General features: G+C 61.2%; 27 protein-coding genes. 8 read left to right on the top strand and 19 right to left on the bottom strand.

What is annotated here, in order from left to right:
- Window positions 1-45: 45 nt before the first annotated feature.
- The 3 genes from LB577_RS05595 to hemA all read right to left on the bottom strand — a co-directional run bounded on the left by LB577_RS05595 (window position 46) and on the right by hemA (window position 2,398).
- Window positions 46-495, bottom strand: a complete 450-nt coding sequence (locus LB577_RS05595; protein ID WP_224685909.1) for a pyridoxamine 5'-phosphate oxidase family protein — start codon at window positions 493-495, stop codon at window positions 46-48.
- Between the two features lie 88 nt (window positions 496-583).
- Window positions 584-1,018, bottom strand: coding sequence for a DUF2267 domain-containing protein (locus tag LB577_RS05600; RefSeq protein WP_224685910.1), 435 nt, complete (start codon window positions 1,016-1,018; stop codon window positions 584-586).
- Between the two features lie 102 nt (window positions 1,019-1,120).
- A complete protein-coding gene (gene hemA, locus LB577_RS05605; protein ID WP_224685911.1) occupies window positions 1,121-2,398 on the bottom strand; it encodes a 5-aminolevulinate synthase in 1,278 nt (425 codons plus the stop codon).
- A 235-nt stretch (window positions 2,399-2,633) separates the two neighbouring features.
- Between hemA and LB577_RS05610 the strand changes: the two genes are divergently transcribed.
- Complete coding sequence (locus LB577_RS05610; protein WP_318013424.1) at window positions 2,634-2,906, top strand: hypothetical protein; 273 nt, start codon at window positions 2,634-2,636, stop codon at window positions 2,904-2,906.
- Here LB577_RS05610 and LB577_RS33430 read toward each other — a convergent pair.
- Complete coding sequence (locus tag LB577_RS33430) at window positions 2,903-3,148, bottom strand: hypothetical protein (protein WP_411969206.1); 246 nt, start codon at window positions 3,146-3,148, stop codon at window positions 2,903-2,905. The genes LB577_RS05610 and LB577_RS33430 overlap by 4 nt on opposite strands.
- A gap of 311 nt (window positions 3,149-3,459) precedes the next feature.
- Between LB577_RS33430 and LB577_RS05620 the strand changes: the two genes are divergently transcribed.
- Both LB577_RS05620 and LB577_RS05625 read left to right on the top strand, forming a co-directional pair.
- Window positions 3,460-4,272: a universal stress protein gene (locus LB577_RS05620; RefSeq protein ID WP_224685912.1), complete on the top strand. Its 813-nt coding sequence runs from the start codon at window positions 3,460-3,462 to the stop codon at window positions 4,270-4,272.
- A gap of 208 nt (window positions 4,273-4,480) precedes the next feature.
- Window positions 4,481-4,750, top strand: a complete 270-nt coding sequence (locus LB577_RS05625) for a DUF6455 family protein (RefSeq protein ID WP_224685913.1) — start codon at window positions 4,481-4,483, stop codon at window positions 4,748-4,750.
- On the opposite strand, the gene LB577_RS33435 is transcribed toward LB577_RS05625, so the two are convergent.
- Window positions 4,693-4,986: a CBS domain-containing protein gene (locus LB577_RS33435; RefSeq protein ID WP_411969205.1), complete on the bottom strand. Its 294-nt coding sequence runs from the start codon at window positions 4,984-4,986 to the stop codon at window positions 4,693-4,695. The two genes, LB577_RS05625 and LB577_RS33435, sit on opposite strands and share 58 nt — an antisense overlap.
- A gap of 134 nt (window positions 4,987-5,120) precedes the next feature.
- On the opposite strand from LB577_RS33435, the gene LB577_RS05635 reads away from it, so the two are divergent.
- The gene (locus LB577_RS05635) at window positions 5,121-5,336 is read left to right on the top strand and encodes a DUF1858 domain-containing protein (RefSeq protein ID WP_023764641.1); all 216 of its coding nucleotides are present in this window, start codon (window positions 5,121-5,123) and stop codon (window positions 5,334-5,336) included.
- A 3-nt stretch (window positions 5,337-5,339) separates the two neighbouring features.
- Here LB577_RS05635 and LB577_RS05640 read toward each other — a convergent pair whose 3' ends face one another.
- Window positions 5,340-6,041 carry a Crp/Fnr family transcriptional regulator gene (locus LB577_RS05640; RefSeq protein WP_224686020.1) on the bottom strand — a complete coding sequence of 234 codons (702 nt, stop codon included), beginning with the start codon at window positions 6,039-6,041 and terminating at the stop codon, window positions 5,340-5,342.
- A 152-nt stretch (window positions 6,042-6,193) separates the two neighbouring features.
- Here LB577_RS05640 and LB577_RS05645 point away from each other — a divergent pair, with 152 nt between their 5' ends.
- Both LB577_RS05645 and LB577_RS05650 read left to right on the top strand, forming a co-directional pair.
- Window positions 6,194-6,628, top strand: a complete 435-nt coding sequence (locus LB577_RS05645) for a pseudoazurin (protein WP_224685914.1) — start codon at window positions 6,194-6,196, stop codon at window positions 6,626-6,628.
- Window positions 6,629-6,746: 118 nt separating this feature from the next.
- Complete coding sequence (locus LB577_RS05650; RefSeq protein ID WP_224686021.1) at window positions 6,747-7,922, top strand: NnrS family protein; 1,176 nt, start codon at window positions 6,747-6,749, stop codon at window positions 7,920-7,922.
- Window positions 7,923-8,326: 404 nt separating this feature from the next.
- Here the strand turns inward: LB577_RS05650 and LB577_RS05655 are convergent, their stop codons facing one another.
- The 10 genes from LB577_RS05655 to ccoN form a co-directional block, all read right to left on the bottom strand.
- The gene (locus LB577_RS05655; RefSeq protein WP_224685915.1) at window positions 8,327-9,196 is read right to left on the bottom strand and encodes an SUMF1/EgtB/PvdO family nonheme iron enzyme; all 870 of its coding nucleotides are present in this window, start codon (window positions 9,194-9,196) and stop codon (window positions 8,327-8,329) included.
- A gap of 54 nt (window positions 9,197-9,250) precedes the next feature.
- Complete coding sequence (nirK, locus tag LB577_RS05660) at window positions 9,251-10,357, bottom strand: copper-containing nitrite reductase (protein WP_224685916.1); 1,107 nt, start codon at window positions 10,355-10,357, stop codon at window positions 9,251-9,253.
- Between the two features lie 203 nt (window positions 10,358-10,560).
- A complete protein-coding gene (gene ccoS / locus LB577_RS05665) occupies window positions 10,561-10,722 on the bottom strand; it encodes a cbb3-type cytochrome oxidase assembly protein CcoS (RefSeq protein ID WP_224685917.1) in 162 nt (53 codons plus the stop codon).
- A complete protein-coding gene (locus LB577_RS05670; protein WP_224685918.1) occupies window positions 10,719-13,025 on the bottom strand; it encodes a cation-translocating P-type ATPase in 2,307 nt (768 codons plus the stop codon). The genes ccoS and LB577_RS05670 overlap by 4 nt, the downstream gene beginning before the upstream one ends.
- A complete protein-coding gene (locus tag LB577_RS05675; protein WP_023764648.1) occupies window positions 13,022-13,519 on the bottom strand; it encodes a FixH family protein in 498 nt (165 codons plus the stop codon). Before LB577_RS05675 ends, LB577_RS05670 begins: the two co-directional genes overlap by 4 nt.
- Entirely contained in the window at window positions 13,516-15,075 is a 1,560-nt protein-coding gene (gene ccoG / locus LB577_RS05680) for a cytochrome c oxidase accessory protein CcoG (protein WP_224685919.1), read from the bottom strand. Before ccoG ends, LB577_RS05675 begins: the two co-directional genes overlap by 4 nt.
- A 172-nt stretch (window positions 15,076-15,247) precedes the next feature.
- Window positions 15,248-16,111, bottom strand: coding sequence for a cytochrome-c oxidase, cbb3-type subunit III (gene ccoP, locus LB577_RS05685; RefSeq protein ID WP_023764649.1), 864 nt, complete (start codon window positions 16,109-16,111; stop codon window positions 15,248-15,250).
- Between the two features lie 2 nt (window positions 16,112-16,113).
- Window positions 16,114-16,263: a CcoQ/FixQ family Cbb3-type cytochrome c oxidase assembly chaperone gene (locus tag LB577_RS05690; protein WP_023764650.1), complete on the bottom strand. Its 150-nt coding sequence runs from the start codon at window positions 16,261-16,263 to the stop codon at window positions 16,114-16,116.
- 12 nt (window positions 16,264-16,275) lie between these two features.
- Complete coding sequence (gene ccoO, locus LB577_RS05695) at window positions 16,276-17,007, bottom strand: cytochrome-c oxidase, cbb3-type subunit II (RefSeq protein WP_224685920.1); 732 nt, start codon at window positions 17,005-17,007, stop codon at window positions 16,276-16,278.
- Window positions 17,008-17,018: 11 nt separating this feature from the next.
- A complete protein-coding gene (ccoN, locus tag LB577_RS05700; RefSeq protein ID WP_224685921.1) occupies window positions 17,019-18,629 on the bottom strand; it encodes a cytochrome-c oxidase, cbb3-type subunit I in 1,611 nt (536 codons plus the stop codon).
- Between the two features lie 207 nt (window positions 18,630-18,836).
- On the opposite strand from ccoN, the gene LB577_RS05705 reads away from it, so the two are divergent.
- Window positions 18,837-19,271, top strand: coding sequence for a hemerythrin domain-containing protein (locus LB577_RS05705; RefSeq protein WP_031257540.1), 435 nt, complete (start codon window positions 18,837-18,839; stop codon window positions 19,269-19,271).
- Window positions 19,272-19,277: 6 nt separating this feature from the next.
- Here the strand turns inward: LB577_RS05705 and LB577_RS05710 are convergent, their stop codons facing one another.
- Window positions 19,278-20,006: a Crp/Fnr family transcriptional regulator gene (locus LB577_RS05710; RefSeq protein ID WP_224685922.1), complete on the bottom strand. Its 729-nt coding sequence runs from the start codon at window positions 20,004-20,006 to the stop codon at window positions 19,278-19,280.
- Between the two features lie 163 nt (window positions 20,007-20,169).
- Between LB577_RS05710 and hemN the strand changes: the two genes are divergently transcribed.
- Window positions 20,170-21,519: an oxygen-independent coproporphyrinogen III oxidase gene (hemN, locus tag LB577_RS05715; RefSeq protein ID WP_224685923.1), complete on the top strand. Its 1,350-nt coding sequence runs from the start codon at window positions 20,170-20,172 to the stop codon at window positions 21,517-21,519.
- A gap of 50 nt (window positions 21,520-21,569) precedes the next feature.
- On the opposite strand, the gene LB577_RS05720 is transcribed toward hemN, so the two are convergent.
- Both LB577_RS05720 and adh read right to left on the bottom strand, forming a co-directional pair.
- Window positions 21,570-21,914, bottom strand: coding sequence for a DUF779 domain-containing protein (locus LB577_RS05720; protein WP_224685924.1), 345 nt, complete (start codon window positions 21,912-21,914; stop codon window positions 21,570-21,572).
- A gap of 65 nt (window positions 21,915-21,979) precedes the next feature.
- Complete coding sequence (gene adh, locus LB577_RS05725) at window positions 21,980-23,497, bottom strand: aldehyde dehydrogenase (protein ID WP_224685925.1); 1,518 nt, start codon at window positions 23,495-23,497, stop codon at window positions 21,980-21,982.
- Between the last annotated feature and the right edge of the window lie 107 nt (window positions 23,498-23,604).

Here is a 23,604-nt window from a genome sequence, read left to right on the forward strand (position 1 = left end):
CCTGATAGTGTGCCGTTGCGCCCGATGGACGCCGCCCCGAGCACGCTAGCTGTCCACTGCTTCCCGCCCCGAAACCGTGGCGACCAAAATACGGAAGAAGACGTGTGGAAGATCGGTCGCAACCTCTGATTTCTCAGGTTTGAGAGCGCCAGGCTCCCACCAATCGGCGTGCTTGCTCAGCAGCGCCCAGGCATGATCGCGCTGCACCTTGTGCCCAATCCGGTCGGGCAGTTCCTCGTAACGGCCATCGGCGACAACGCTCCTCCAGCCTCGTCCTTCGCCGTGTTCGTCAATCTGAACAGACACCAGCGGATTGGCTCGCATCCATTCGATTTTCTTGCCCGGCATGGAGAACGCGTAAAGATGAGCATCCGAATAAGCGTAATGGAGGGGAACGACATAGGGCTGACCGTCCTTCGCGCATGCAAGACGGGCCACGCGGTTGGCGCCCAACAATCTGGTACATTCCAGGACGGAAAGTGTGCGGATCAGCATCGATGCGATCTCCTGTTCTTGCCTGATCTTGCATCAGAGCCAGCGATATGCCGGCCGGTCTCTAACCGCCCGGCGGTCCAGGAACTGGTCAGTCCGCTGGCCACAGCTGACGAAGCGACTTCTTCATGGACGCCCTTACCTGCACGATCTCGCCGTGCGATATATGTCGATCGAGCAGCATGAAAACGGCGTTGACCGCTACATCGAAATCCACATCTTCATCATATCCGAAGCTGTTGCGGACACTGAGAACAAAGTCGCGCTTCTTACGACCATGGGCTGCGGCCGATGGCTTCCAGCCTTCGAAGTACATGCCGCGAACCAAGACAGGCAACTGTGCTGAAAGATCAGCCATTTCCGTTTCGGACAGCCAGTCCCGCAGCGTGTGCAGAACGCATCGCAACAGTCGGCAAGCACTTGGTTCGCTCCAGCGGAGATCCCTGGCAAGCTCCTTTACCCACTGTTGAGCCTGCTGGGCGGCGTGGTTCAAATCGCCAAAAGACGTCTGGGACATGTGGCTCATGGTCTGCTCCTTGGAGGTTTGTCGTCATCCTGGAGCTACGCCGAGATCGGCGCCTTGCGCCTGATCAATGTTTTCTCTTGGAGAGTTTTTCAATTGCGGCTTTCAGCCGCCTGACTTGGGTACCAGCAGCGGCACGATCCGGTCGCTCCTGGCGACAGAAGGCCGGCCGGCGGAACCATAGGGAATGCCCAGCGCATCCCAGGTCTCGACCAGCGCATCCTGCAGTCCCGCGATCAGTTCATCGGAATGGAAAGGCGTCGGCGTGATGCGCAGCCGTTCCGTGCCGCGCGGCACGGTCGGGTAGTTGATCGGCTGGATGTAGATGCCGTGCACGCCAAGCAGGCGGTCGCTCGCCATCTTGCACAGTTCGGGGTCACCGACCAGCAGCGGCACGATATGGGTCGGCGATTCCATCACCGGCAGGCCGGCGGCCGCCAGGATCTGCTTGGTCCGGCTCGCCTGCTGCTGCTGGGCGTCGCGCTCGGCCTGCGAGCGCTTGAGATGGCGGATCGAAGTGGTGGCCGCGGCGGCGATCGCCGGCGGCAGCGCCGTGGTGAAGATGAAGCCCGGTGCATAGGAGCGCACCGCGTCGATCACCGCACTGGTGCCGGTGATATAGCCTCCCAGCGTGCCGAACGCCTTGGCCAGCGTCCCTTCGATGATGTCGATGCGGTCGGCCAGGCCCTCGCGCTCGGTGATGCCGCCGCCGCGCGGCCCGTACATGCCGACCGCATGGACCTCGTCGATATAGGTCATGGCGTTGTGGCGCTCGGCCAGTTCGACGATCTCTTTGATCGGCGCGATGTCGCCATCCATCGAATAGACGCTTTCGAAGACGATCAGCTTGGCGCGTTCGCGGCCGGCCGCCTGCAGCAGGCTTTCCAGATGCGCGACGTCATTGTGGCGGAAGATCTTCTTTTCGGCGCCCGAACGCCGCACGCCCTCGATCATCGAGGCGTGGTTCAGCTCGTCCGAGATGATCAGGCAGTTGGGCAAAAGCCGGGCGATGGTCGAGATCGAGGCTTCGTTGGAGACGAAGCCGGAGGTGAAGACCAGGCCTGCCTCCTTGCCGTGCAGGTCGGCAAGCTCGTGCTCGAGCTCGACCAGCGGGTTCGAGGTGCCGGAAATGTTGCGGGTGCCGCCGGCGCCCGAGCCCATCTTGCCGGCCGCGTCCTGGAAAGCGGCGATGACGTCGGGATGCTGGCCCATGCCGAGATAATCGTTGGAGCACCAGACGGTGATTTCCTCGGCGCGGCCGTTGGACCGCCATATGGCGCGCGGAAACTTGCCCGCGATGCGCTCGAGGTCGGCGAAGATGCGATAACGCCGCTCGGCATGGAGCTGGTCGATCGCTTCTTCGAAGAACCGCTGGTAGTTCATGTCAAACCTTCCTGAATGAAAAAAGCCGAGTGGCCGTGAGAGCATGGAAGCTCTTGGCGTCACCTTTGCAGCGGCAAGACAGGCTCGCATTGAGCCAGGTCAATTTTTGCTAGCGCGCTCGACGGTTCGGCGAAATGACTTCCTTCCTCCAGTTCGAAGAACGGACTCCCAAGCGCAAAAGCATGTCTGAGCACTGCCACGTTGGCCGGGCCCAACCCACCATTACAAATAGCATTTGGCCGCCGCGAAAATGATTCAAATCAAAGCGCTGCAGGAGTCCTTCTTTCACAGTGGCGCGATGTGGAATCCGATCGCAAGCGCGCCATATGGCCGTAGCCTCGAACTGGCCGTCATCGATGATGATGGCTTGCACACGCTCGTATTCCCCTGTGAAAAAGGTAAGGAAGGCTGGAAGGACGCCGCCACCGGTGCTCGCGTTGGCATTCGGCCGACCCACTGGCGGCACTGGAAGCCAGAACACAAGCAGACAAATTCACTTCCTGCTTAATGCGTGGAGTCGGCGATCATCGCCATGCGCACGAGGTGCGACAGGCTGCCCGCGCCCATCTTGCTCATGACATTCGCGCGATGAAAAAAGCGCTGACCCTCAAGCTCAGGCAAGGCCTCCCGCACCGGTTTTCCGATGACCTGCCGCTGACCGATCAAGCGTTGATAGGCGGCGTTGGTCAATTGGAAAACATGGCCGGGCTCGCTCAGCAAGGTCATGAACCCGGGAGCTTGCTCAAACATCAGGGCAAGAAGCTCATGTTCCCGCGGCGCCGCGCTGTTCCTCGCGCTTACCATCGGAAAGCACTGCCGCCGCGGTTTCGCGGCCAGATGGGACTGGCGCCTTCTTGCTCACATGCAGCCCTTGGATTTGAGAACCGGCAACGCTGGCTGACGTAGCACTCATCCCTTCGCAGGCATACCGCTCTGGAACGAGTAGAATCGCCCCACCGCCGCGACAATCAAGACGCAGTCCTTTGACCCGCATCAAGGTGTCGGAGGCCGAAGCATGCAATTGGCAAGGCATTCCACCGTCTTCAGCGCGAGGAGTTTTCATGTCCTACAGGTCGATAATCGTCAATCTCGCAGTAGACGCGGATCCGGCACCCATCGTGAAGCTCGCTGCGGGCCTTGCCGAGCGCTTTGACGCTCATCTGATTGGCCTGGCGGCTGCGGATGTCCCGCCACTGGTCCGAACCGGCGAGGGGTTGGTCTACGAAGGTGAGGTCATGCAGATCCAGCGGACGGAAATCGAAAAACGCCTCGCCGAACTGCGCGGCGAATTCGAGCGGCTGGTTCCGTCCGCCGTCAGCAGCGAATGGATGCAGCAGGTCTGCAGTCCGACCCGCCTGCTTAGCATTGCCGCCCGAGCGGTTGACCTGATCGTGACCGGCGGTGGTGAAGGCGGTAATGTCTTCCGCGCCGTCGATGTCGGTAGTCTGGCGCTTGGCAGCGGTCGACCCGTCTTTGTCGCAGCCGACAATGTCGAGCATGTCTTGGCAAAGACCGTCCTTGTCGCTTGGAGGGATGCCAGGGAGGCGCGCCGGTCGATCGCTGATGCCTTGCCCTTTCTGTCGAAGGCCAATGAGGTGGTCGTCGCCACGATAGACGACGATGCCGATGACAGTGTCCGCAACAGCCTGGCGGACGTGGCGGTCTATCTCGAGCACCACGGCATCATGGCGAGGACGGAAATACTCACGGGCGAGGCCAAAGCAGAACGGCTCGTGGCGTTCGCGCGCTCGATCCGCGCTGATCTGATCGTCTCTGGCACCTATGGTCACAGCCGATTGCAGGAATGGGCGTTCGGCGGCATCACCCGCACACTGCTTCGGGAGAGCAGCATCAATCGGCTCATGTCGTACTGAGGCCATGACCTGGCTGCTTACAATTATAGGGCACGAAGTCACAGTCCGGATCGAACCGATCCTTCAAGAGAGCCTTTGACCGTGATCACAATTGCTGGCTCGGAAATCAGAAGCGGGGGACTGGACGCCGACGAAGCAGTTTGTTGACCGAGATCAATGTCATGGCGCAGCCTGCAGGCAATGATTGGCGTGTGCAGGAGCAAACCACATGACCTTTCTCGACTATCTGATTTCGGTTGACGCCAGGACGGCGTTGATGGGCCGCATGATGCGGACACTGGGCGTCGACAGGCAATTGAAGGTCGTGCCGGATCACGCGGCTGTCACCGACCGGGCGGCAAACCGCTGCCGTGCCTGCGGCCATCAAGACGAATGCTCGACCTGGCTCGACGATCACCACCAAGCTGACGAGCCACCGGCCTATTGCCGCAACAGCGACCTGATCGCTCGGTTGCAACACGTGTCTGGCGACCGATAGCCTTTCAGCTCATCTGGACAGCAAAATGAAATGAATGCGGATGGCGAAAGCCGCGAGCGATCACCGCCAGCGGCTCCAGGCACTCGGCCGGTCTGATCGCGCTGACCGCTGATCTTGTTGGCGAGCATCAGTGCTGCCGCATCGGCGACTGACGCAGACGGGTCAACCGCGATCACCGGCGTGGTCATTATCGCTTCGGCTTGCATGGCTGCCTCCTCGGATATTTCCCCACGCATATCGAAGTCTCGCTCGCGGCGTCCTTGATCTGAATCATTTTCAGGAATCGGCAACGTCGGCGGCAGGTTGCGAAAGCGCAACGACCGCAGGGTTGCCGGGATGTATGATGACACTCTCAACTGCGGAGGCGACCGTGAAGAAGTCCGGTTCTATCAGACCCGACATGGTCGTGGACGAGATCATGAGAAAATGGCCGGCAACGGTGCCGGTGGTGCTGAGCTACAGAATGCTTTGCGTTGGCTGTCCGATCGGCGCTTTCCATACCGTGGCCGAAGCATGCCGCGAGCATCAGGTCGACGAAACCCGATTCATTTCGGACCTGGAATCGGTCGTTCGAGGAGAACGGTGAGGATCACCCCTTGGTCCGGCTCTCGGCGAGAACCACGAGGCGATGCGCATCCTTGACCGTGACTTTCTGGCGTCCGCTGACGATTATTCCGATGTCTTCCCATTTGCTTAGCAGACGGCTTACCGTGTGCAGCGTCGTGCCTGTCATCTCGGCAATATCCTGCCTGGAAATGGGGAAGTCGATTTCGATGCCGCTGTCGGTCTTTCGGCCGGTCTGGTTTGCCAAACGCAGCAACGCATGCGCGACCCGCTGCTCGACCTGCTCCGTCGACATCTCGACCACCCGCGTCTGGGTCTCCTGCAGCCTGGTACCGACGGTCTTGTAGGTGGTTGCTCCAAACGCCGGAAATCGTCGCACCAGCTCCGGCCAGAGTGCGTTGGGCCAGGCCAGCACCACGCAGTCGACCGCAGCGACGGCGCTGGCGGGATAGGTTGTCCGTCCCAGCGCGGCGGCGACGCCAAAGATCTCGCCTTCGCTGATGTATCTGGCGATGACTTGCTGTCCATCCGGCGTGGTGCGGACGACCCGTATGTGGCCCGAAATCAGCACGAAAAACGAATGAGCCTCGCGTTCCTGTTCGAAGATCGCGGACTCCTTGGCATAGCGTGACGATCGAGCGCTTCTGAGGATTTCGTTTTGCTCTTCGGGAGCCATCCCCTGGAAGAGCGGCAGCTGCGATATCAGCGATCGGTCCAGCGCAGCCAAAACGAATTTCCTCACGACCCGAGACGCTGCGCCAATCGCGCGGCAAACCTTTCTTAGCGCGAGTTTGCGCCAGCGCAAATTGTTCGCAGCCGCATCGGGCTAAATGACGTGGAACGGCGCAATGCCGCGAACATGAGACAAAGGATAAATCGATGAAATTCTTCCTCGCTGCTGCAATCTCCCTCCTCGCGCTCGCCGGCGGCGCAAGCGCGGAAGAGCATGTCGTGCAGATGCTCAACAAGGGCGAAAAAGGCGCCATGGTTTTCCAGCCGGCCTTCGTCAAGGCCGCACCCGGCGATACCGTAAAGTTCGTGCCGACCGACAAGACCCATGACGCCGAGTCGATCAAGGGCATGATTCCGGATGGCGCCGAGCCGTTCAAGGGCAAGCCGAGTGAGGAGATCACCGTTACGCTGACCAAGGAAGGCGTCTACGGCGTCAAATGCGCGCCCCACTATGGCATGGGGATGGTCGCTCTGATCGTTGTCGGCAAGCCGGTAAACCTGGATGCGGCGAAAGCGGTCAAGCACGTAGGCAAGGCAAAGACGGTGTTCGCCGACCTGTTCACCCAGGTTGCGGCCAACTAGCCGCAATCAGACAGCCTGCTCGCCGCAAGTCGGAGTGGGCAAGGGCCGGACGGACCGAGGGCGGCGGTTCATCCGGCCCTTATCATTTGAGGATACAAGTCATTTGGGGACACAAGTCATGGCAATTGCACGTCTGCGGCGCTATTCCGGCCCCGCCTTTCTTTCCTACGGGTTCAGGCCCTTCTTCTTCCTTGGGTCATTGTATGCCGCGCTCTCGATTCTGCTCTGGCTGCCGATCTATGCGGGCGAGATCGAGGCCCACAGTGTATTTGTTCCGATCGATTGGCATATCCACGAGATGCTGTTCGGCTATCTGCCGGCGATCGTTACCGGGTTCCTGCTGACCGCCATCCCCAATTGGACTGGTCGGCTGCCCGTACAAGGCTTGCCGCTGCTGGCGCTGGTTGTCCTGTGGCTTGCCGGGCGCGCCGCTGTCTTCTTCTCGGCTGACATCGGCTGGCAAGCAGCCGCGGTGATCGACGGCTCATTTCTGTTTGCGGTGGCTGCCGCCGCCGCCCGCGAAATCATCGCCGGGCGCAACTGGCGCAACCTCAAGGTGCTGCTGCCGCTTGTCGTGATGGCCTGCGCCAACGGTGCGTTCCACATCGAGGCCCATGTCCAGGGAACGTCGGACATCAGCCGCAGGCTCGGAATGTCCGCGGCGATCCTGCTCATTTCGCTGATCGGCGGGCGCATCATTCCAAGCTTCACGCGCAATTGGCTCGTGCGCGAAAATCCTGGCAGGCTGCCGACGCCATTCGACCGTTTCGACATTGCATCTCTGACCATTTCAGCCATCGCTCTGGGCGGCTGGACGTTCGCCCCCGACAACGATATCTCCGGGCTGCTCCTGGCGGCCGCCGCCACCAGCCAGGCATGGCGGTTGGCGCGGTGGGCTGGCGATCGCACCTTGCGGGATCCGCTTGTTCTCATTCTTCACCTCGCATACGCCTTCGTGCCGGTTGGACTTTGGCTGATTTCGGCGTCGATTTTCTTGCCTGCGATCGTGCCGGTTGCTGCAGGACTCCATGCTTTGGGCGCCGGCGCCGTCGGCTCGATGACGATCGCGGTGATGGCCCGCGCCACGCTTGGCCATACCGGTCGGCAACTACGGGCCGGACCGCAAGCGATTGTTGTCTTCGCCGCGATCCTCATCGCAGCCCTGTTGCGCATACTTGCTGTTTTTATACCCTATGAGGGGATCGTTCATGCCGCGGGCGCTGCATGGATTCTGGCGTATGCCGGCTTCCTCCTGACTTACGGCATGGCCTTGACGACGCAGAAGGCCAGGTAGCGATGCGACGGAAGAGACTGTGACGCCAGCCCCTGCCGCCACAGTCAAGGCGGCAGGGCGGCGGCTGCGCTTTCATGACACGCATGCCCGTCAGCTTACAAATGCGTAAGCTTCCGGCCACAATTCCAGGAGGATTCGCGCCCGGTGCTCCTCGCCCGGCGGACCGCGGGCCCGTCTGGATGCAGATCGCCGCGCGTGGATCGCACGGCCTTTTCTATCTTGTCTTGCTCGCAACGCCGATTGTTGGGCTCCTCGCTTCATGCCTTGGCGGCACTGTTGCACCAATACTGACTTCGCGACGGCACGCTGAAGCGGATGCTGTCGCCCGGCCGGTAGGACGGGTCTGGAAATTTGTCGCCCACGTCAAAGCCGTGCCTGTTGGCATACTCAGACGGCGCCTGCCGTCAGATCATGCCCAAATGGGAGAGCAGATCGCTCGCCCAGCCAGGGCGATCCCGAACCAGCCTGAACCCCAGATTGTCGGGGGGCAGGCCAACAGCGCAGCCTCCGCTTTTTCCGTCGCTGACGAAGTTCGACATATAGGCTCTGTGAAGGCCTTCGAGGACGTGGACGCCGCAATTGTCGACCGAACTCGCAACACCGCTTCCGTCTTCGGCCAGCGTCGTGCGGACATAACAAGTCGAAGTCCACTCCCAGACGTTGCCGGAGAAGTCGGCCAGGCCGCGCGAATTCACACCAAAGGAGCCTCGGCTCCTTGGCAACGGGTCCGGTTTGCGATTGAGGTCAAGTTCTGCCTGGTAGCTGGTGAGCCAACGTCTGGCCGGGTTGTTGGCATCGTTTTCGACACCCTCGAATTCCCCAGCGAACCGCTCCGCCGCGGCAAAGGCCCACTCTTCGTCGGATGGCAGCCGCCACAGGCTGCCGGTCACGTCAGAATACCACCGGGCGTAGGCAACGGCGTCGAGGTAGCTCACTCCTGTTGCAGGTGCATCGCGCGGGATTGAGCGGGTCTCCTCCGCCGGCCGACAGACGCCAGCCGACACACAATCCGCGTAGTCGGCAGCGCTGACCTGAGAGGTCATGATCTCGAGCGGACCGTTGAGTTGCCGCTCGACTTTGGGATTTGCTTGCGGGCGTCCGCCCCTAAGGTACTCGCCCGGCATCGGATAGATGATCGAACCTGGACGCAGGCTGACCGTCATGGCAGCGACATGGGACTGTCTATGGCCACTGGCTGCCTGTATCGATAGCCCAACCGGCACGGCTGCGGCCATCATGGCGATCGGCATGAGTTTCAAGATGAAAGCCGACATGTCTTTTGTCCATGCCCGGACAGCATTGCTGTCCGGGCAAATTGAAAGTGCCGTTCAGTTGATGGCGATGGGTTTGGGCGCTTCGACCTGCGTCATCAGGTCGTCATTCCAATCGCCCTCGACCTTGAAGTGAGCGGTTGCTCCGAGTTCCACGGCCTCGATCAGATTGTGATTGACGTAGGCGTAGACGCCCGGCTGCAGGAATGTATAGAGCGCCGCCCCCGCAGAACCGCCGCGGATGAACCAAGTCTCCAGATCCTTGGCCGGCGGGTTTGCGAATTTGCCCAGCTCCCAGACATAATCGCCGTGGCCGCCGATCAAATGGGGCCGCGTATCGCGATTGGCCTGAGAATGGACGATGAGCACCGTTTCGCCGACCTTGGACTTCATGGCGTTGTCGCCGGTCAGGGATCCGACCTTGCCGTTGAACACCACATGGGTCGGAATAAGCCCACGCATCACCTTGACGGTGTCATCGTAGCCGTCGCCGGCGGATTCGTAGCTCTTGAAATTGCCCTTCTCGTCGCGCGGAATGTAGAAGTCACTCTCGCCGATGTAGAAGATCTTGTCGTACTTGACCGGTTCGCCCTTTTCGTTCCTCAGCCCGTCGCGCGGCAGCACCATGACGGCACCGTTCATGCCGGACACGACGTGCCAGGGGATCATCGCGCCGCCAGGGGCGCAGTGATAGACAAACGTTCCCGTCCGCGTCGCCTTGAAGCGCAGGGTCACCTGTTCGCCCGGATTGATCAAGGTCAGGCCGCCGCCACCCAGGCCGCCGGTCGCGGCGTGGAAGTCGATGTTGTGGGCGAGCGAGTTGGTGTCGGGATTGATGAGCGTCAGCTCGAGGTAGTCGTCCTGGTGCACGACCATCAGCGGGCCTGGGATCGAGCCGTTGTAGGTCATCGCGTTGAGCTTTGCGCCGTCGGCATCGATGACGACAGGTTTTTCCTCGATCGTCATGGTGAACTCGACGATCTTCGGCCCGCTCTTGGCGATCTGGTCATGCGGATGCACAAAAGGCGGTGCCACGAGCGTAATCTTTTCACGGGGCAGCCCGCGGATCTCCGCCTTTGTGACCGTTGCCGACAATGCGGGCAGTGCCGCAACGGCGGCAGCGCCGAGCGCTGCTCCGAAGAGGGCTTCGCGTCGCGTGATCATGTCAATCTCCTGTGTCTCGACCGTTGCGGATGAGAAGAAAGCTACAGGACCTGACGCAGGGTTTCTTTGCGCTGGCGCAAATTGATGGGCGTTAGTCGGAGAAATAACAGCCTGGAATACAACGATCTCGCGCGCCACGATTGAGGTGAAGAGGTTGGTGTCTCGGTCTTCTTCCAAAGGAGAGCTGTCGCCAACGATTATCTTTAGATCAGTGGACGCTTTTTCTCTTCTGGATCGATGAGAATTCGCTCGGCTGCACCGTCGAGATCTTCATACTGGCCACTTTTCAACGCCCACAGGAAGCCGCCCAAGCCAAGCGCGCCAAGAGAGAGAGCGACGGGTATGAGATAGGTGAGGGTGGTCATGACGACCGGGCCAGTTCGTTGAAGTCGGACAGCCTGTCACGTCGAACATTTTTGGCCCGTGAAATGGGCTCGGCGGTTCGCAGTCTCAACGCATTTCCGATGACAAGCAGTGATGAAGCGGACATGGCAATTGCCGCTATCAAGGGCGTGACGTGCCCAAGTATGGCGATCGGTACTGCCACCGCATTGTAGACGATTGCGACTGCGATGTTCTGCCGGATCAGATTTCCTGCCTTGTGCGAGATGTCCAGCGCGAGCGGCACCGCCAGGAGGCTTTCGCGCAGGAAGACGAAATCCGCGGCGTTGCGGCCAACATCGGCGGCGGTGGCCGGTGCGATCGAGACATGCGCTGCGCTCAGCGCCGGCGTATCGTTGAGGCCGTCGCCAACCATCAGAACCTTGTGCCCAACTTTCGCGAGGGTCTCGATGCGTTCGAGCTTGCCGGATGGCAGCAGACACGGAACGAAGTCTTCGATTCCGAGTGACTTCGCAACCTCGGCACAGGCTGCCGCGGTATCGCCTGACAGCATTTCCACGGGAACCCCGGCGTCGCTCAATTGATCGATGGCCGCTCTGGCGTCGGCGCGCAACGCGTCCTCGAAAACGAAGCATGCGGCGATCATCCCGTTTCTCGTCAGCACCGTTCCGCCGTAGCCGTGTTTGCCTTCACCGCCGGTTCGAGCCTTCCAGCCAGCCCATCCGCGTCGGCCCAGTCGCCAGGTACTTCCCGCGCGCCAGGTGCTTCCCGCGTCAGTGGCCTCGATTCCAAATCCCGGATGCTCGGTGACGGCATCGAATTTGAGCTGCCCGCCAGGAATGGCAAAGCCGGCTATGGCCTTTGAAAACGGATGACGCGAGTGCGCCGCGAGGTCGGCTGCGACTGTCAGCATGGCCGGATCGATCGACGGCGCGTTGATGAGCCGGGGCTGGCCAAGCGTCAGCGTTCCGGTCTTGTCGAACACCGCAATGTCCACGCTTGCCAGGCGTTCCATGGCGGAGCCGTCCTTGACCATGATGCCGTTCTCGAACAGGCGCCGTGCGGCGACCACCTGCACGATCGGCACCGCGAGGCCAAGCGCGCACGGGCATGTGATGATGAGGACGGCGATGGCGATCGTCATCGCCCGATGCCAGTCGCCGGTCGCCGCTATCCAGCCCAGGAATGTCACAAACGCCGTGAGATGGACCACCGGGGCATAAAGCGCTGAAACGCGGTCGGCTATACGGCGATATTGCGCGCGGCCGCCCTCGGCGGCCTCCATCAGCCGGACCATTTCCGCCAGGAATGAATCCTTTGCGGCGGCTGTCGCCTCAATCGTCAGCGGGCCGGTAAGATTGAGCACGCCGGCCTGTACCGCTTCGCCCGGCGCCACGTTTTTCGGCGTGCTTTCGCCTGAGGCCAGCGAGCAGTCGAGATCCGACGTTCCCTGGATGATCTTGCCGTCGACGGGGATCCTCTCACCGGCCGCTATCAACATCCGCATGCCTGGTTCGATCTCGCCGACCGGCAGATAGTCGCGCGCGCCATCGCCGCGCAGCACCATGGCGCCACGCGCGGCCAGCTGAGACAGGCCTTTCACGGCAGTCCGGGCACGCTCCCGCATCACATGATCCAGCGTGCGTCCGATCAAAAGGAAGAACAGCAGCGATACCGACGCGTCGAAATAGGCGTGGTCGCCATGATTGATCGTCTCATAAAGGCTCATGGCGTAGGCGAGCGAAACACCGACCGCGATGGGCACGTCCATATTCATGCGGCCATGACGCAGGGCGTTCCAGGCCGACCGGAAGAAGATGCCGCCGGCGAAGGCGAGGGCAGGAATGGCGATCAGCGCCGAGACCCAGTGAAACAGGTCGCGGGTAGCACCTTCGGCGCCGGACCAGACAGAGACCGAAAGCAGCATGATGTTGCCCGCCGCAAAACCGGCAACAGCGACGGCGCGGATCAGTTCGGCAAGCGTCTTGTCCTTGTCGTCGATCTCGGGTGCGAACAGATGCGCCTCGTAGCCCAGCCTGCCAAGCGCGGCGACGAACGGTGGCACCTCGTCTCCACGCCACCGGACCGCGACCCGTTTCGTCGACAGGTTGACGCGCGCGCTTTCGACGTAATCGAGCTTTCCAAGTGCCGCCTCGATCGTCTGGATGCAGGCGGCGCAATGAACCGTCGGCACTGAAAGGTCGGTCTGCCGAAGATCGTCGCCAAGCGATCGGCTCGCCAACCTGATTTCCTGGCTGGATGGCAGGACCGATGTGGCGCCGTTCAGATCCAGCGCCATTTCAGCGCCCGGTGCACAACAGCTCACTGCAGCGCTCCATGAGAAATCATGATCCTGCGGACGTCGCGATAGGGTCGCGCCAGGCCGGCATCGGCGTCGACTTCGACGATCCAGACGCCGTCCTTCGGCATATGCTGCGCTGCGAATTCCTTGCCTGAGGCGAGGGCGAGCGTGACGGATTCGTCCTCTTTCTCGTAGGCGGGATGACGAAACAGCACCTTGACACCGTGCAGAGGAACCGGCTTGCCGGCTGCGTCGGAGAGGCTGTAGCGGACTTCGCCCCATGCGATGGTCAGCTTGCCGGTCCAACCGAGCGCTGCTTGGGCGCGGCCGGCCTCGGCCTCCTTGTTGAATTGCTGGCTGGCCACATAGGTGTTCTCGACGACGAGGCCGGTCCAACTCGTATTGGCGAGCGTGGCCATGGTCAGGTTGACCGCGATGACCACCCCGAAAAAGGTGAGAATGATGGCCAGCATGTGCCTGCCGGTGAATTCGCGAGGCTTTTGGGCATTGGCGGTCATTTGGCGGCCTCTGGCGCGTTGAATGTGGCGGTGTACTCGTTCGACTCGAAGCTCGCTCTATCCTCGACACGGAACTTGAAGGTCTGTGCCGGTGCGTGGATCTGGTCCGCCGGCTGGCGAACGAAGACCTTCAACGTTTTCAGGCGGTCGGGCTCGACCGGGATGGCGAACGACCGGCCGGCCGGGATGTCGTCGCCGACGACGACCATATCTGCACCCTCCAGGCCCTCCATGGTGACGACGATTGTCCTTGGCTCAGGGATCATGTTGAGCAGCTTGACGGTATAGCCGTTGCGGATGGAGCCATCGGATAGCGTGACGAATTGCGGATTGCGGTCATGCAGCACGTTCAGCTCCAGCCGATCGCGCGTCAGCAGCGAATAGAGCAGGCCCAGCCCGATCAGCGACCACAGGCCCATGTAGACGTAGGTTCGCGGCCGGAAGATCTTGCGAATGTGAAAATGCGCCACCTGATCGGAGAAGGTGCCGACGGCAGTCCTGACCAGCGACGGATTGATTGAACTGGAGCCGCCTGCGGTCGCCAGCATCATGTTGGCGTTGTAATCGGAGAGCGTCGCGTAGGAGATCAGCCCGCGCTCTTTGCCGAGCTTGTCCATGACGCCGTCGCAGGCGTCGATACACAGCGCGCAGGTAATGCATTCGAGTTGTTGGCCGTCGCGAATGTCGATCCCCATTGGGCAGACCGCAACGCAGGCATTGCAGTCGACGCAGTCGCCGACGGACTGCCCTATCGCTTGCACCTTCTTGGCGTGACGCGAGCGCGGTTCGCCGCGCCAGTCATTGTAGGTGACGGTGAGCGAGTTCTCGTCGAGCATGGCTGCCTGGATGCGTGGCCATGGGCACATATAGGTGCAGACCTGTTCGCGCATCAGGCCGCCGAACGTGTAGGTGGTCGCCGTCAACACGGCGATGGTGATGTAGGCGACAGGCGCGGCGGTACCGGTGAAAAGCTCGCCCATAAGTGTCGGTGCATCAGCGAAATAGAAAATCCAGGCGCCGCCGGTCGCCGCGCCGATGACCAACCAGACGGCGTGCTTCGATAGCCGCAGCATCAGCTTGCGGGCGGTCCAGGGGCCGGCGTCAAGTTTCATGCGGGCGTTGCGGTCCCCCTCGACCGCACGTTCGACGACAAGGAACAGATCGACCCATACGGTCTGCGGACATGCATAGCCGCACCAGGCACGGCCGACAGTCGACGTGATCAGGAAAAGTCCAACGCCGGCCATGACCAGGAGGCCGGCCACATAGAAGAATTCCTGGGGCCATATCTCGATGAAGAAGAAGTAGAAGCGCCGATTGGCAACATCGAGCAGCACCGCCTGGTCCGGGGCAAATGGACCGCGATCCCAACGCAGCCACGGCGTCAGGTAGTAGATGCCAAGCGTGATCGCCATCACCAGCCATTTGAAGCGGCGAAAGTTGCCCGAGGCGCGCTTTGGGAAGATTTTCTTGCGCGCAGCGTAGAGGGGCTGACGTGTCTTGGCGGAATTGACCGCCTCGGCTTCCAGCCGTTCTACCTGCGTCTTGTCCAGCACGACTATCTCCACTTGCGCGCGGACTGTGATTTTGAGCGCGCTGGGCAACATTGCCGCCGCATGGATCGACCCGCGTTGATGCAGGTCAATCGGCGAATGCCGAAAAGATCGAGGCCCGGACTGGCCGGGCCTCGTCGCTCAGACGGCGAAGGGCAGGAATAGGGCCCCCGACCTATTCCCCACCGCCGAGCGAATGGATGTAGACCGCCAACTCCTTGACCTTGGTCTCGCCGAGACGCGCGCCCCACGCTGGCATCACGCCCTGCTTCGGTGCGCGAACCTGGTCACCGATTGCCGTCTCGCCCGACCCGTAAAGCCAGATCGCGTCGGTCAGGTCGGGGGCGCCGAGTTCCCTGTTGCCTTTCGCATTGTCGCCGTGACAGGCGACGCAGTTTTCGGCGAAGACCTTGGCGCCGGGTTGAATAAGAGTTGCATCGCGGACCTTGCCGGACAGGCTGGCAACGTAGGCGCTGACCTGAGCGATCTGGTCGGCGGTGATGATGTCCCCGAAGGCCGGCATTTCCGACAGACGCGTGTCCGGATCCGAAGCGAAGCGGATGCCGTGCGTGATCGTCTGCTGGATCTGCTCGGCCTTGCCGCCCCACAGCCAGTCGTCGTCGTTGAGGTTGGGAAAGCCCTTGGAACCCTGGGCGCCGGAGCCGTGGCACTGCGTGCAGTTGACCTTGAATGCGGCGCCGCCGGCCGCGACCGCGAATTCCCGCAAGGCATCGTCCGCAGCGATTTCGGAAACGCTTTTCGACTCCACCGCCGCGACGTATTTGCCCTTCGCTGTTTCCGCTGCCGCCAGCTCGTTCTTGACGTCGTTGCGGCTCGAATAGCCGAGAACGCCCGTTGTCGCCGAGTGCAGCAGCGGCCATGCCGGATAGGCGATGGTGTAGCCGATCGCCCAGACGATGGTGACGTAGAACGTGATGACCCACCAGCGCGGAAGTGGGTTGTTCAGCTCCCGGATGCCGTCCCATTCGTGACCCGTGGTTGAGACGCCGGAGATTTCGTCGATGTGTTCGTCGCTCATGATCACTCGTCCTCGAGGGGAATCCGGGCTGCTTCGTCCGCAAGCTTGCGGCTGCCGGGGCGCAGGGCGAAGACAATTGCCCCCGCAAAGAAAAGCGCCATGGCGACAAGACCCCAGCTGTCGGCGAACTCCCGCATAAGATTGTAATTCATGGAAAAAACTCCTCAGCGGTAGCCGGCGGCTTCGTCGTAGTTCTTGAAATCGACCAGCGTGCCCAGCATCTGCAGATAGGCGACGAGGGCATCCATTTCGGTGACCTGTTGCGGGTTGCCGTCGAAGTCGCCGATCTTGGCTTTGGGATACCGGGCCTCAAGACCTGATGTGTCGGCGTTGGGATCAGCCTGCGCCATCAGATCGACATTGGCGTGCGCGACCATCTCATCGTCATAGGGGACGCCGACCCGCCGGTTGGCCACCAGGTGCGTCGAGAAGTCCTTCACGTCAATCGGCGCGTCCTTCAGGAACGCGTAGCTGGGCATGATGGATTCCGGCACAACGGAACGCGGATCGGAGAGATGCGCGACATGCCATGAATTCGAATATCGGTCGCCCACCCGGGCGAGATCCGGCCCCGTCCGCTTCGATCCCCACTGAAAGGGATGATCGTACATCGACTCGGCGGCCAGGCTGTAGTGGCCGTAGCGCTCGACTTCGTCGCGGAACGGCCTGATCATCTGACTGTGGCAGAGGTAGCAGCCCTCGCGCACATAGATGTTGCGTCCGGCAAGCTCGAGCGGCGAGTAGGGCCGCATGCCTTCGACTTTCTCGATCGTGTTATCGAGATAAAAGAGGGGTGCGATCTCGACGATGCCGCCGACGGTCACCACAAGAAGGGAGCCTACGAGAAGAAGCGTGGCGTTCTTCTCGATTAGTGCATGTCTATCCATCAAGCCCATGTTCTGGCTCCTTATTCGGCAGGCTGAAGGGCGGGAACGGAGCCTGGCATCGGTTGCTCCTCACGCTGGTGGCCGAGGATGGTCATGGTGATGTTCCAGGCCATGATCAGGGCACCCGAGAGATACATGGCCCCGCCCATGGCGCGCATGACGTAGTAGGGGTGCATGGCAGCGACGGTCTCGGCGAAGGAGTAGACCAGGAAGCCCTGCTCGTCATATTCGCGCCACATCAGGCCCTGCATGATGCCGGACACCCACATGACCGCGGTGTAGACGACGATCCCCAGGGTCGCCAGCCAGAAGTGCCAGGTAACCAGCCGCAGCGAATAGAGCCGGTTACGGTTCCAGAGCTTCGGCACCATGTAGTAGATCGCGCCGAACGAGATCATGCCGACCCAGCCGAGTGCACCGGAGTGCACGTGACCAATTGTCCAGTCGGTATAATGCGATAGCGAGTTGACCGCCTTGATCGACATCATCGGGCCTTCGAAGGTCGACATGCCATAGAAGGCGATGGCCATCACCATCATGCGGATGATCGGGTCGGTGCGCAGCTTGTCCCAGGCGCCGGACAGCGTCATCAGGCCATTGATCATGCCGCCCCAGGACGGCATCCACAGCATGATCGAGAACACCATGCCGAGCGTCTGCGCCCAGTCGGGCAGGGCGGTGTAGTGCAGGTGATGCGGCCCGGCCCAGATATAGAGAAAGATGATTGCCCAGAAATGGATGATCGAGAGCCGGTAGGAATAGACTGGCCGGTTCGCCTGCTTGGGCACGAAATAATACATCATGCCGAGGAAGCCGGCGGTCAGGAAGAAGCCGACCGCGTTGTGGCCGTACCACCATTGCGTCAGCGCGTCCTGGACGCCGGAAAAGGCGGAGTAACTTTTGGAACCGAGGAGAGAGGCCGGCATCGAAAGGTTGTTGACCACATGCAGCATCGCGATGGTGACGATGAAGGACAGGTAGAACCAGTTGGCGACGTAGATGTGCGGTTCCTTGCGCTTCAGGATCGTGCCAAGGAACAGGATGAGGTAAGCGACCCAGACGATAGTCAGCCAGATGTCCACGTACCATTCGGGTTCGGCGTATTCGCGGCTCTCGGTGATGCCTAGCAGGTAGCCCGTCGCGGCCATTACGATGAAAAGCTGGTACCCCCAGAAGACGAACCAGGCGAGATCGCCGCCGAACAGGCGGGCGCGGCAGGTACGTTGCACGACGTACAATGACGTGCACAGCAGCGCGTTGCCGCCGAAGGCGAAGACGACGCCGGACGTGTGCAGCGGCCGCAAGCGGCCGAAATTGAACCAAGGCTGAATGTTGAGATCGGGGTAGGCCAGCTGCAGCGCGATGACCACGCCGACCAGCATGCCGACGACACCCCAGAACATCGTGGCGATGGCGCCGTAGCGGATTGGACCGTCCATGTAAGCGGATGGGTCGATCGGAGCGGCCACTTCGAAGCTCGAGTTGCGAATGAGGATGGCGACAAAACCGAGCAGCACGAAGAACAGCACCCACATGTGCTGCCGGAACGGCTCGTCCACGCCGAAGCCGGCGGCCACCAAGGCCGCGAAAGTAAAAAGGCTCAACGCGAAGATTTGTGTGCCGAACTTCATGACATTTCCCCGACCTCGGATTCCCTGCGCGGACGCCAATCCGCGGCAACACCAATTCCGCAGCCGGCACGTCCCCGCCTTGATCCATGTCAAAGTCATGTGCATTTGGATTGGGCAGGCTTGATCCCGCGAACGATCAGGAGATTGCCGTTGAACTCGCAGACAGGAGGGGGACCGTTTCCACTGCATGCAGGCGGCAAAAATTCGATGCCGGCAGGGTCTGCTGCGGTGATGAAACGTGTACACTTGGAAAAACTGCAGCTCTGCGATGCCTTGGAAAGGATCGCGGACACGCTGCCCAAGGTCGACATTTTGGCATGCTTGGCGGTAGCAAACGCAATCGTTCCGCTGTTGCGCGACAGTCATCGATACGAAGAGACGGTCATATTTCCCGCCTACGAGACGGCGTTGGCCGGCGGTGATGCCAATCTTGATTCAGCAAGGCGATTGAGCGCCGAGCATATCGAGGACGAATGCTTTGCCGGTGAGGTGACCGAGATGTTGCTGGCGATCGGCCACGGCAAGACGATCGACAATGCCGAGGCGGTTGGGTTCATGCTGCGCGGGTTCTTCGAAAGCCTGCGCCGGCATATCGCCTTCGAGCGCGAGCATGTCCTGCCGATGATTGGGTTTGTCGATTGAACCTAGCTAGGCGCCGGAGCGGCGCTGCAGCCGATTCAAGCTATCGACGATTACATGCCGATTGTTCTCGATGCGGATCACGCCATCTGATCGCAGCCGGGTCAGCTGACGGCTGACGGTCTCGATCGTCAGACCGAGGAAATCGGCGATGTCGGCGCGGGTCAACGGCAGATCGAAACTTGTCGACTGGGCGGCCGGATCAAGCGTGGGGTCGATGTTCCTGGCGATCATGAGTAGGAAGCTCGCCACCTTTTCCGAAGCACTCTTGAGGCCCAGCGTCACCATCCAGTCGCGGGCATCATCGAGTTCGTTCAGCGTCTGCTTGAAGAGACGATGCTCCAGTCCCGGCGATTCCTTCATCATCCGTTCGATGGCCGCCTTTGGGAACGAGCACAGGGAAACTGCGGTTGCGGCTTCGGCGTTGATCGCGCTTTCCACCTTGAAGGGCCTGCCCAGAAAGTCGGGAGCAAATTGAAGCCCGACAATCTGCTGGCGCCCGTCCGAAAGGCTCTTCGTCAGCTTGACCACGCCGGAAAGCACATTCGCGTAACTGTCGATGGCCTCGGCCTCACCGATCAATTCCACGCCCGCTTCGACGGTATGCTTCGACGAGGTCTTGGCGAGGCCCACCAGCTGGTCCGGATCGAGCGCGCCGCAAACGCCATGATGCCGCGCTTCGCATGACTGGCAAAGCACGGGAATGCCGGCGCTATGTACATCCTGACGTACTGTCATCGTGGTCGTCCGCGAACCCAAAGGGTTCCGTCAGGATATAGCATCGACCCAAGAAAAAGCCTTGCGGCAGTTTGTCCGCAGCCGATGGGCATTGACCGAAATCAAGGCGGCTGTTGCCCACCTTGAACAATATCGCGCGAAACATTCCGGAGTTGATAGCGACATGCGGCCAGAATTAGTTGCCAGGCTTGGTGAGAACGTGCCGCGTTACACGAGTTACCCAACGGCGCCGCATTTTCATCCGGGCGTCGATGCCGCCGTCTGTCGTGGCTGGCTGCAGGCGCTCAATGAGGGCGACGAGATCTCGCTCTATCTGCACATCCCCTATTGCGACAAGCTTTGCTGGTTCTGTGCGTGCCACACCAAGCAGACACGCCACTACGAACCGGTCACGAAATATCTGAGATCGCTGCATGCGGAGATCGCCACCGTCTCAAGGCTCGCCGGAGGCAAGCGCCGGGTACGTGCCGTCCATTTCGGTGGCGGCTCACCGACGATGCTCAAACCGCAGGACATGGTGGCGCTGGCAGCCGTTCTGCGCAACAGCTTCTCATTTCTTCCCGGCGCCAAGATCAGCGTCGAAATCGAACCCAACGATATGGACGAACCCCGCCTCGACGCGCTTGCCGAAATCGGCATGACGAGGGCCAGCCTCGGGGTCCAGGATTTCGATCCGAAGGTGCAGAAGGCCATCAATCGCGAACAGACCTTCTTGCAGACCAAGACAGTCGTCGACGGCGTTCGGTCACGCGGCGTCGAGTCGGTCAACCTGGACCTGCTCTACGGCTTGCCGCATCAGACCAGGGAGAGCGTCTTGTCCACTGTCATGCAGGCGCTGACGCTCGAGCCCGACCGGATCGCCCTTTTTGGCTATGCCCATGTGCCATGGTTCAAGAAACATCAGACCATGATCGACGAGGCCTGGTTGCCAGGCCCGGAGGAGCGGTTTGCCCAATCGCAACTGGCAGCTCGCGCCATACTCGACCAAGGATACGAAGCAATCGGGCTCGACCATTTCGCCAAACCGGGCGATGCGCTGGCGCTTGCCGCGCATGCGGGGATGTTGCGTCGCAACTTTCAGGGCTACACCGAGGATCGTTGCGAAACCTTGATCGGCCTCGGCCCGTCATCCATCAGCCAATTCCGGCAAGGCTATGTACAGAACATGCCTTCGACCGCCGAGTATGGCCGCATGGTGGATGACGGTGGGTTGGCTTCGGTTCGCGGAATTGCTTTTTCCGACGACGACCGCGCTCGCGGTTGGATCATCGAGCGGCTGATGTGCGATTCCGGCTTTTCAGCGATCGACCTGGTTGAGCGCTTTGGCGAGGCTGGCCAAAGGCTTCTCGGCAAGGCGAGTTCCACCGCTCTTCTTGATCCTGCCCGGTTGCTTGAACTTCACGGTGACCGCTTCGTCGTGCCGGTCGAAAGCCGCCCCTTTGTCAGAAGCGTCGCGGCGAAGTTCGACAAATATTTCGAAACCGGCAAGGCGAGGCATTCCGTGGCGGTCTGAACATCGGCTGCGTCAGGAATGCTCCCGGGCCGGCAAGTCATGTGAAATGCCTATATCCCGGTCTGAACAGCGCAGATCGTCGACCGCGTCAGGAAACGCTTCTCCCTTCCATTATCCAGCGAGAACATGCCGCCGCGGCCTGGCACCACATCGATAATGAGATCGGTATGCTTCCAGGCCTCGAATTGCGAGGCGCCGATGTAGAACGGCGCGTCACCGATATGGCCGAGCAGGACATCGTGATCGCCGACCATGAATCCATCCAGCGGATAGCACATAGGCGAAGAGCCGTCGCAGCAGCCGCCGGATTGATGGAACAGCACCGGACCGTGCTCGGCGACGATCTCCGCGATCAGTTCAAGCGCTGCCGGCGTTGCCGTGACCTTGGCATGCATGGGTTTTCGATTTCCAGCCTGGGGCGCGGCCCGTGTGGAGCCGCGCCTTTGATCCAATGAGGCGATCAGAAGAAGCCGAGCTTCTTCGGGCTGTAGCTGACCAGCATGTTCTTCGTCTGCTGGTAGTGGTCGAGCATCATCTTGTGGGTCTCTCGGCCGATGCCGGACTGCTTGTAGCCGCCGAAGGCCGCATGCGCGGGATAGGCATGGTAGCAGTTGATCCAGACGCGGCCAGCCTGGATCGCGCGGCCGAAGCGATAGGCGCGGTTGGCGTCGCGTGTCCAGACGCCGGCACCGAGGCCGTAGAGCGTATCGTTGGCAATCGCCAGTGCTTCGTCGTCGTCCTTGAAGGTCGTGACCGAAACCACCGGCCCGAAAATCTCCTCCTGGAAGATGCGCATCTTGTTGTGGCCCTTGAACACCGTGGGTTGAACGTAGTAGCCGCCTGCCAGGTCGCCGGGCAGAAGATTGCGCTGCCCGCCGGTCAGCAACTCGGCTCCTTCCTGGCGGCCGATATCGATATAGGACAGAATCTTTTCCATCTGCTCGGACGAAGCCTGGGCCCCGATCATCGTTGCCGGATCGAGCGGATCGCCCTGCACGATCGCCTCGACGCGCTTGAGGGCACGTTCCATGAACCGGTCGTAGATCGATTCCTGGATGAGCGCGCGGCTCGGGCAGGTGCACACCTCGCCCTGGTTCAGCGCGAACATGACGAAGCCTTCGATCGCCTTGTCGAAGAAATCGTCGTCTTCGGCGACGACATCCCTAAAGAAAATATTGGGTGACTTGCCGCCGAGCTCGAGCGTCACCGGGATCAGGTTCTGGCTGGCATACTGCATGATCAGCCGGCCCGTCGTCGTCTCCCCGGTAAAGGCGATCTTGGCAATCCGCGGCGACGAGGCCAGCGGCTTGCCGGCCTCTAGGCCAAAGCCGTTGACGATGTTGAGCACGCCCGGCGGCAAGAGGTCGCCGATGAGATCGGCCCAGAGCAGGATGGCAGCCGGGGTCTGCTCGGCAGGTTTCAGGACGACGCAATTGCCGGCGGCAAGCGCGGGAGCAAGTTTCCAGCATGCCATCAGCAACGGGAAGTTCCACGGGATGATCTGGCCGACCACGCCGAGCGGCTCATGGAAATGATAGGCGACGGTGTCGTCGTCGATCTGGGAGAGGCTGCCTTCCTGGCCACGCACCGCGCCGGCGAAATAGCGGAAATGGTCGATGGCCAAAGGCAGGTCGGCCGCGGTCGTTTCGCGGATCGGCTTGCCGTTGTCCCAGGTCTCGGCGCATGCGAGGAGATCGAGGTTTTCCTCCATTCGATCGGCGATGCGGTTGAGGATGAGGGAGCGCTCGGCGACGCTGGTGCGCGCCCAGGCGTCCTTGGCGGCATGCGCGGCGTCCAGGGCCGCCTCGATGTCCTGGCCGTCGGAGCGCGCTACTTCGCATAGCAGCTGGCCATTCACCGGCGAGAAGTTCTCGAAATAACGGCCGGAGCGGGGCTCGGCCCATTTGCCACCGATGAAATTGCCATAGCGCTTGTCGAAGGGCGCCTTGACCGGGCGTGAGAATTCAACCTTGTTCATGTGTCTTCCTCCCAAAGCTGGCGTCGCGGGATGCGACGCTTCGGGAGAGACTTGCGGTTTCCGCCTGTGGTTGTCACCGCACCGGTCGCCGCGGCTGGGCAGGATGT

The organism is Mesorhizobium sp. B283B1A (assembly GCF_020165735.1).
GTDB lineage: Bacteria > Pseudomonadota > Alphaproteobacteria > Rhizobiales > Rhizobiaceae > Mesorhizobium > Mesorhizobium opportunistum.

What these genes read in the sequence shown, in the direction of transcription:
- LB577_RS05690 (WP_023764650.1), bottom strand. Translation starts at nt 16,263, where the DNA reads ATGAATTACAATCTTATGCGGGAGTTCGCCGACAGCTGGGGTCTTGTC.
- LB577_RS05710 (WP_224685922.1), bottom strand. Translation starts at nt 20,006, where the DNA reads ATGACAGTACGTCAGGATGTACATAGCGCCGGCATTCCCGTGCTTTGC.
- LB577_RS05675 (WP_023764648.1), bottom strand. Translation starts at nt 13,519, where the DNA reads ATGACCGCCAATGCCCAAAAGCCTCGCGAATTCACCGGCAGGCACATG.
- LB577_RS05600 (WP_224685910.1), bottom strand. Translation starts at nt 1,018, where the DNA reads ATGAGCCACATGTCCCAGACGTCTTTTGGCGATTTGAACCACGCCGCC.
- ccoS (WP_224685917.1), bottom strand. Translation starts at nt 10,722, where the DNA reads ATGACCACCCTCACCTATCTCATACCCGTCGCTCTCTCTCTTGGCGCG.
- LB577_RS33435 (WP_411969205.1), bottom strand. Translation starts at nt 4,986, where the DNA reads ATGCGTGGGGAAATATCCGAGGAGGCAGCCATGCAAGCCGAAGCGATA.
- LB577_RS05620 (WP_224685912.1), top strand. Translation starts at nt 3,460, where the DNA reads ATGTCCTACAGGTCGATAATCGTCAATCTCGCAGTAGACGCGGATCCG.
- LB577_RS05650 (WP_224686021.1), top strand. Translation starts at nt 6,747, where the DNA reads ATGGCAATTGCACGTCTGCGGCGCTATTCCGGCCCCGCCTTTCTTTCC.
- LB577_RS05625 (WP_224685913.1), top strand. Translation starts at nt 4,481, where the DNA reads ATGACCTTTCTCGACTATCTGATTTCGGTTGACGCCAGGACGGCGTTG.
- ccoP (WP_023764649.1), bottom strand. Translation starts at nt 16,111, where the DNA reads ATGAGCGACGAACACATCGACGAAATCTCCGGCGTCTCAACCACGGGT.
- LB577_RS05655 (WP_224685915.1), bottom strand. Translation starts at nt 9,196, where the DNA reads ATGTCGGCTTTCATCTTGAAACTCATGCCGATCGCCATGATGGCCGCA.
- LB577_RS33430 (WP_411969206.1), bottom strand. Translation starts at nt 3,148, where the DNA reads ATGTTTGAGCAAGCTCCCGGGTTCATGACCTTGCTGAGCGAGCCCGGC.
- LB577_RS05595 (WP_224685909.1), bottom strand. Translation starts at nt 495, where the DNA reads ATGCTGATCCGCACACTTTCCGTCCTGGAATGTACCAGATTGTTGGGC.
- ccoN (WP_224685921.1), bottom strand. Translation starts at nt 18,629, where the DNA reads ATGAAGTTCGGCACACAAATCTTCGCGTTGAGCCTTTTTACTTTCGCG.
- LB577_RS05705 (WP_031257540.1), top strand. Translation starts at nt 18,837, where the DNA reads ATGCCGGCAGGGTCTGCTGCGGTGATGAAACGTGTACACTTGGAAAAA.
- adh (WP_224685925.1), bottom strand. Translation starts at nt 23,497, where the DNA reads ATGAACAAGGTTGAATTCTCACGCCCGGTCAAGGCGCCCTTCGACAAG.
- nirK (WP_224685916.1), bottom strand. Translation starts at nt 10,357, where the DNA reads ATGATCACGCGACGCGAAGCCCTCTTCGGAGCAGCGCTCGGCGCTGCC.
- hemN (WP_224685923.1), top strand. Translation starts at nt 20,170, where the DNA reads ATGCGGCCAGAATTAGTTGCCAGGCTTGGTGAGAACGTGCCGCGTTAC.
- ccoO (WP_224685920.1), bottom strand. Translation starts at nt 17,007, where the DNA reads ATGGGCTTGATGGATAGACATGCACTAATCGAGAAGAACGCCACGCTT.
- LB577_RS05720 (WP_224685924.1), bottom strand. Translation starts at nt 21,914, where the DNA reads ATGCATGCCAAGGTCACGGCAACGCCGGCAGCGCTTGAACTGATCGCG.
- hemA (WP_224685911.1), bottom strand. Translation starts at nt 2,398, where the DNA reads ATGAACTACCAGCGGTTCTTCGAAGAAGCGATCGACCAGCTCCATGCC.
- LB577_RS05645 (WP_224685914.1), top strand. Translation starts at nt 6,194, where the DNA reads ATGAAATTCTTCCTCGCTGCTGCAATCTCCCTCCTCGCGCTCGCCGGC.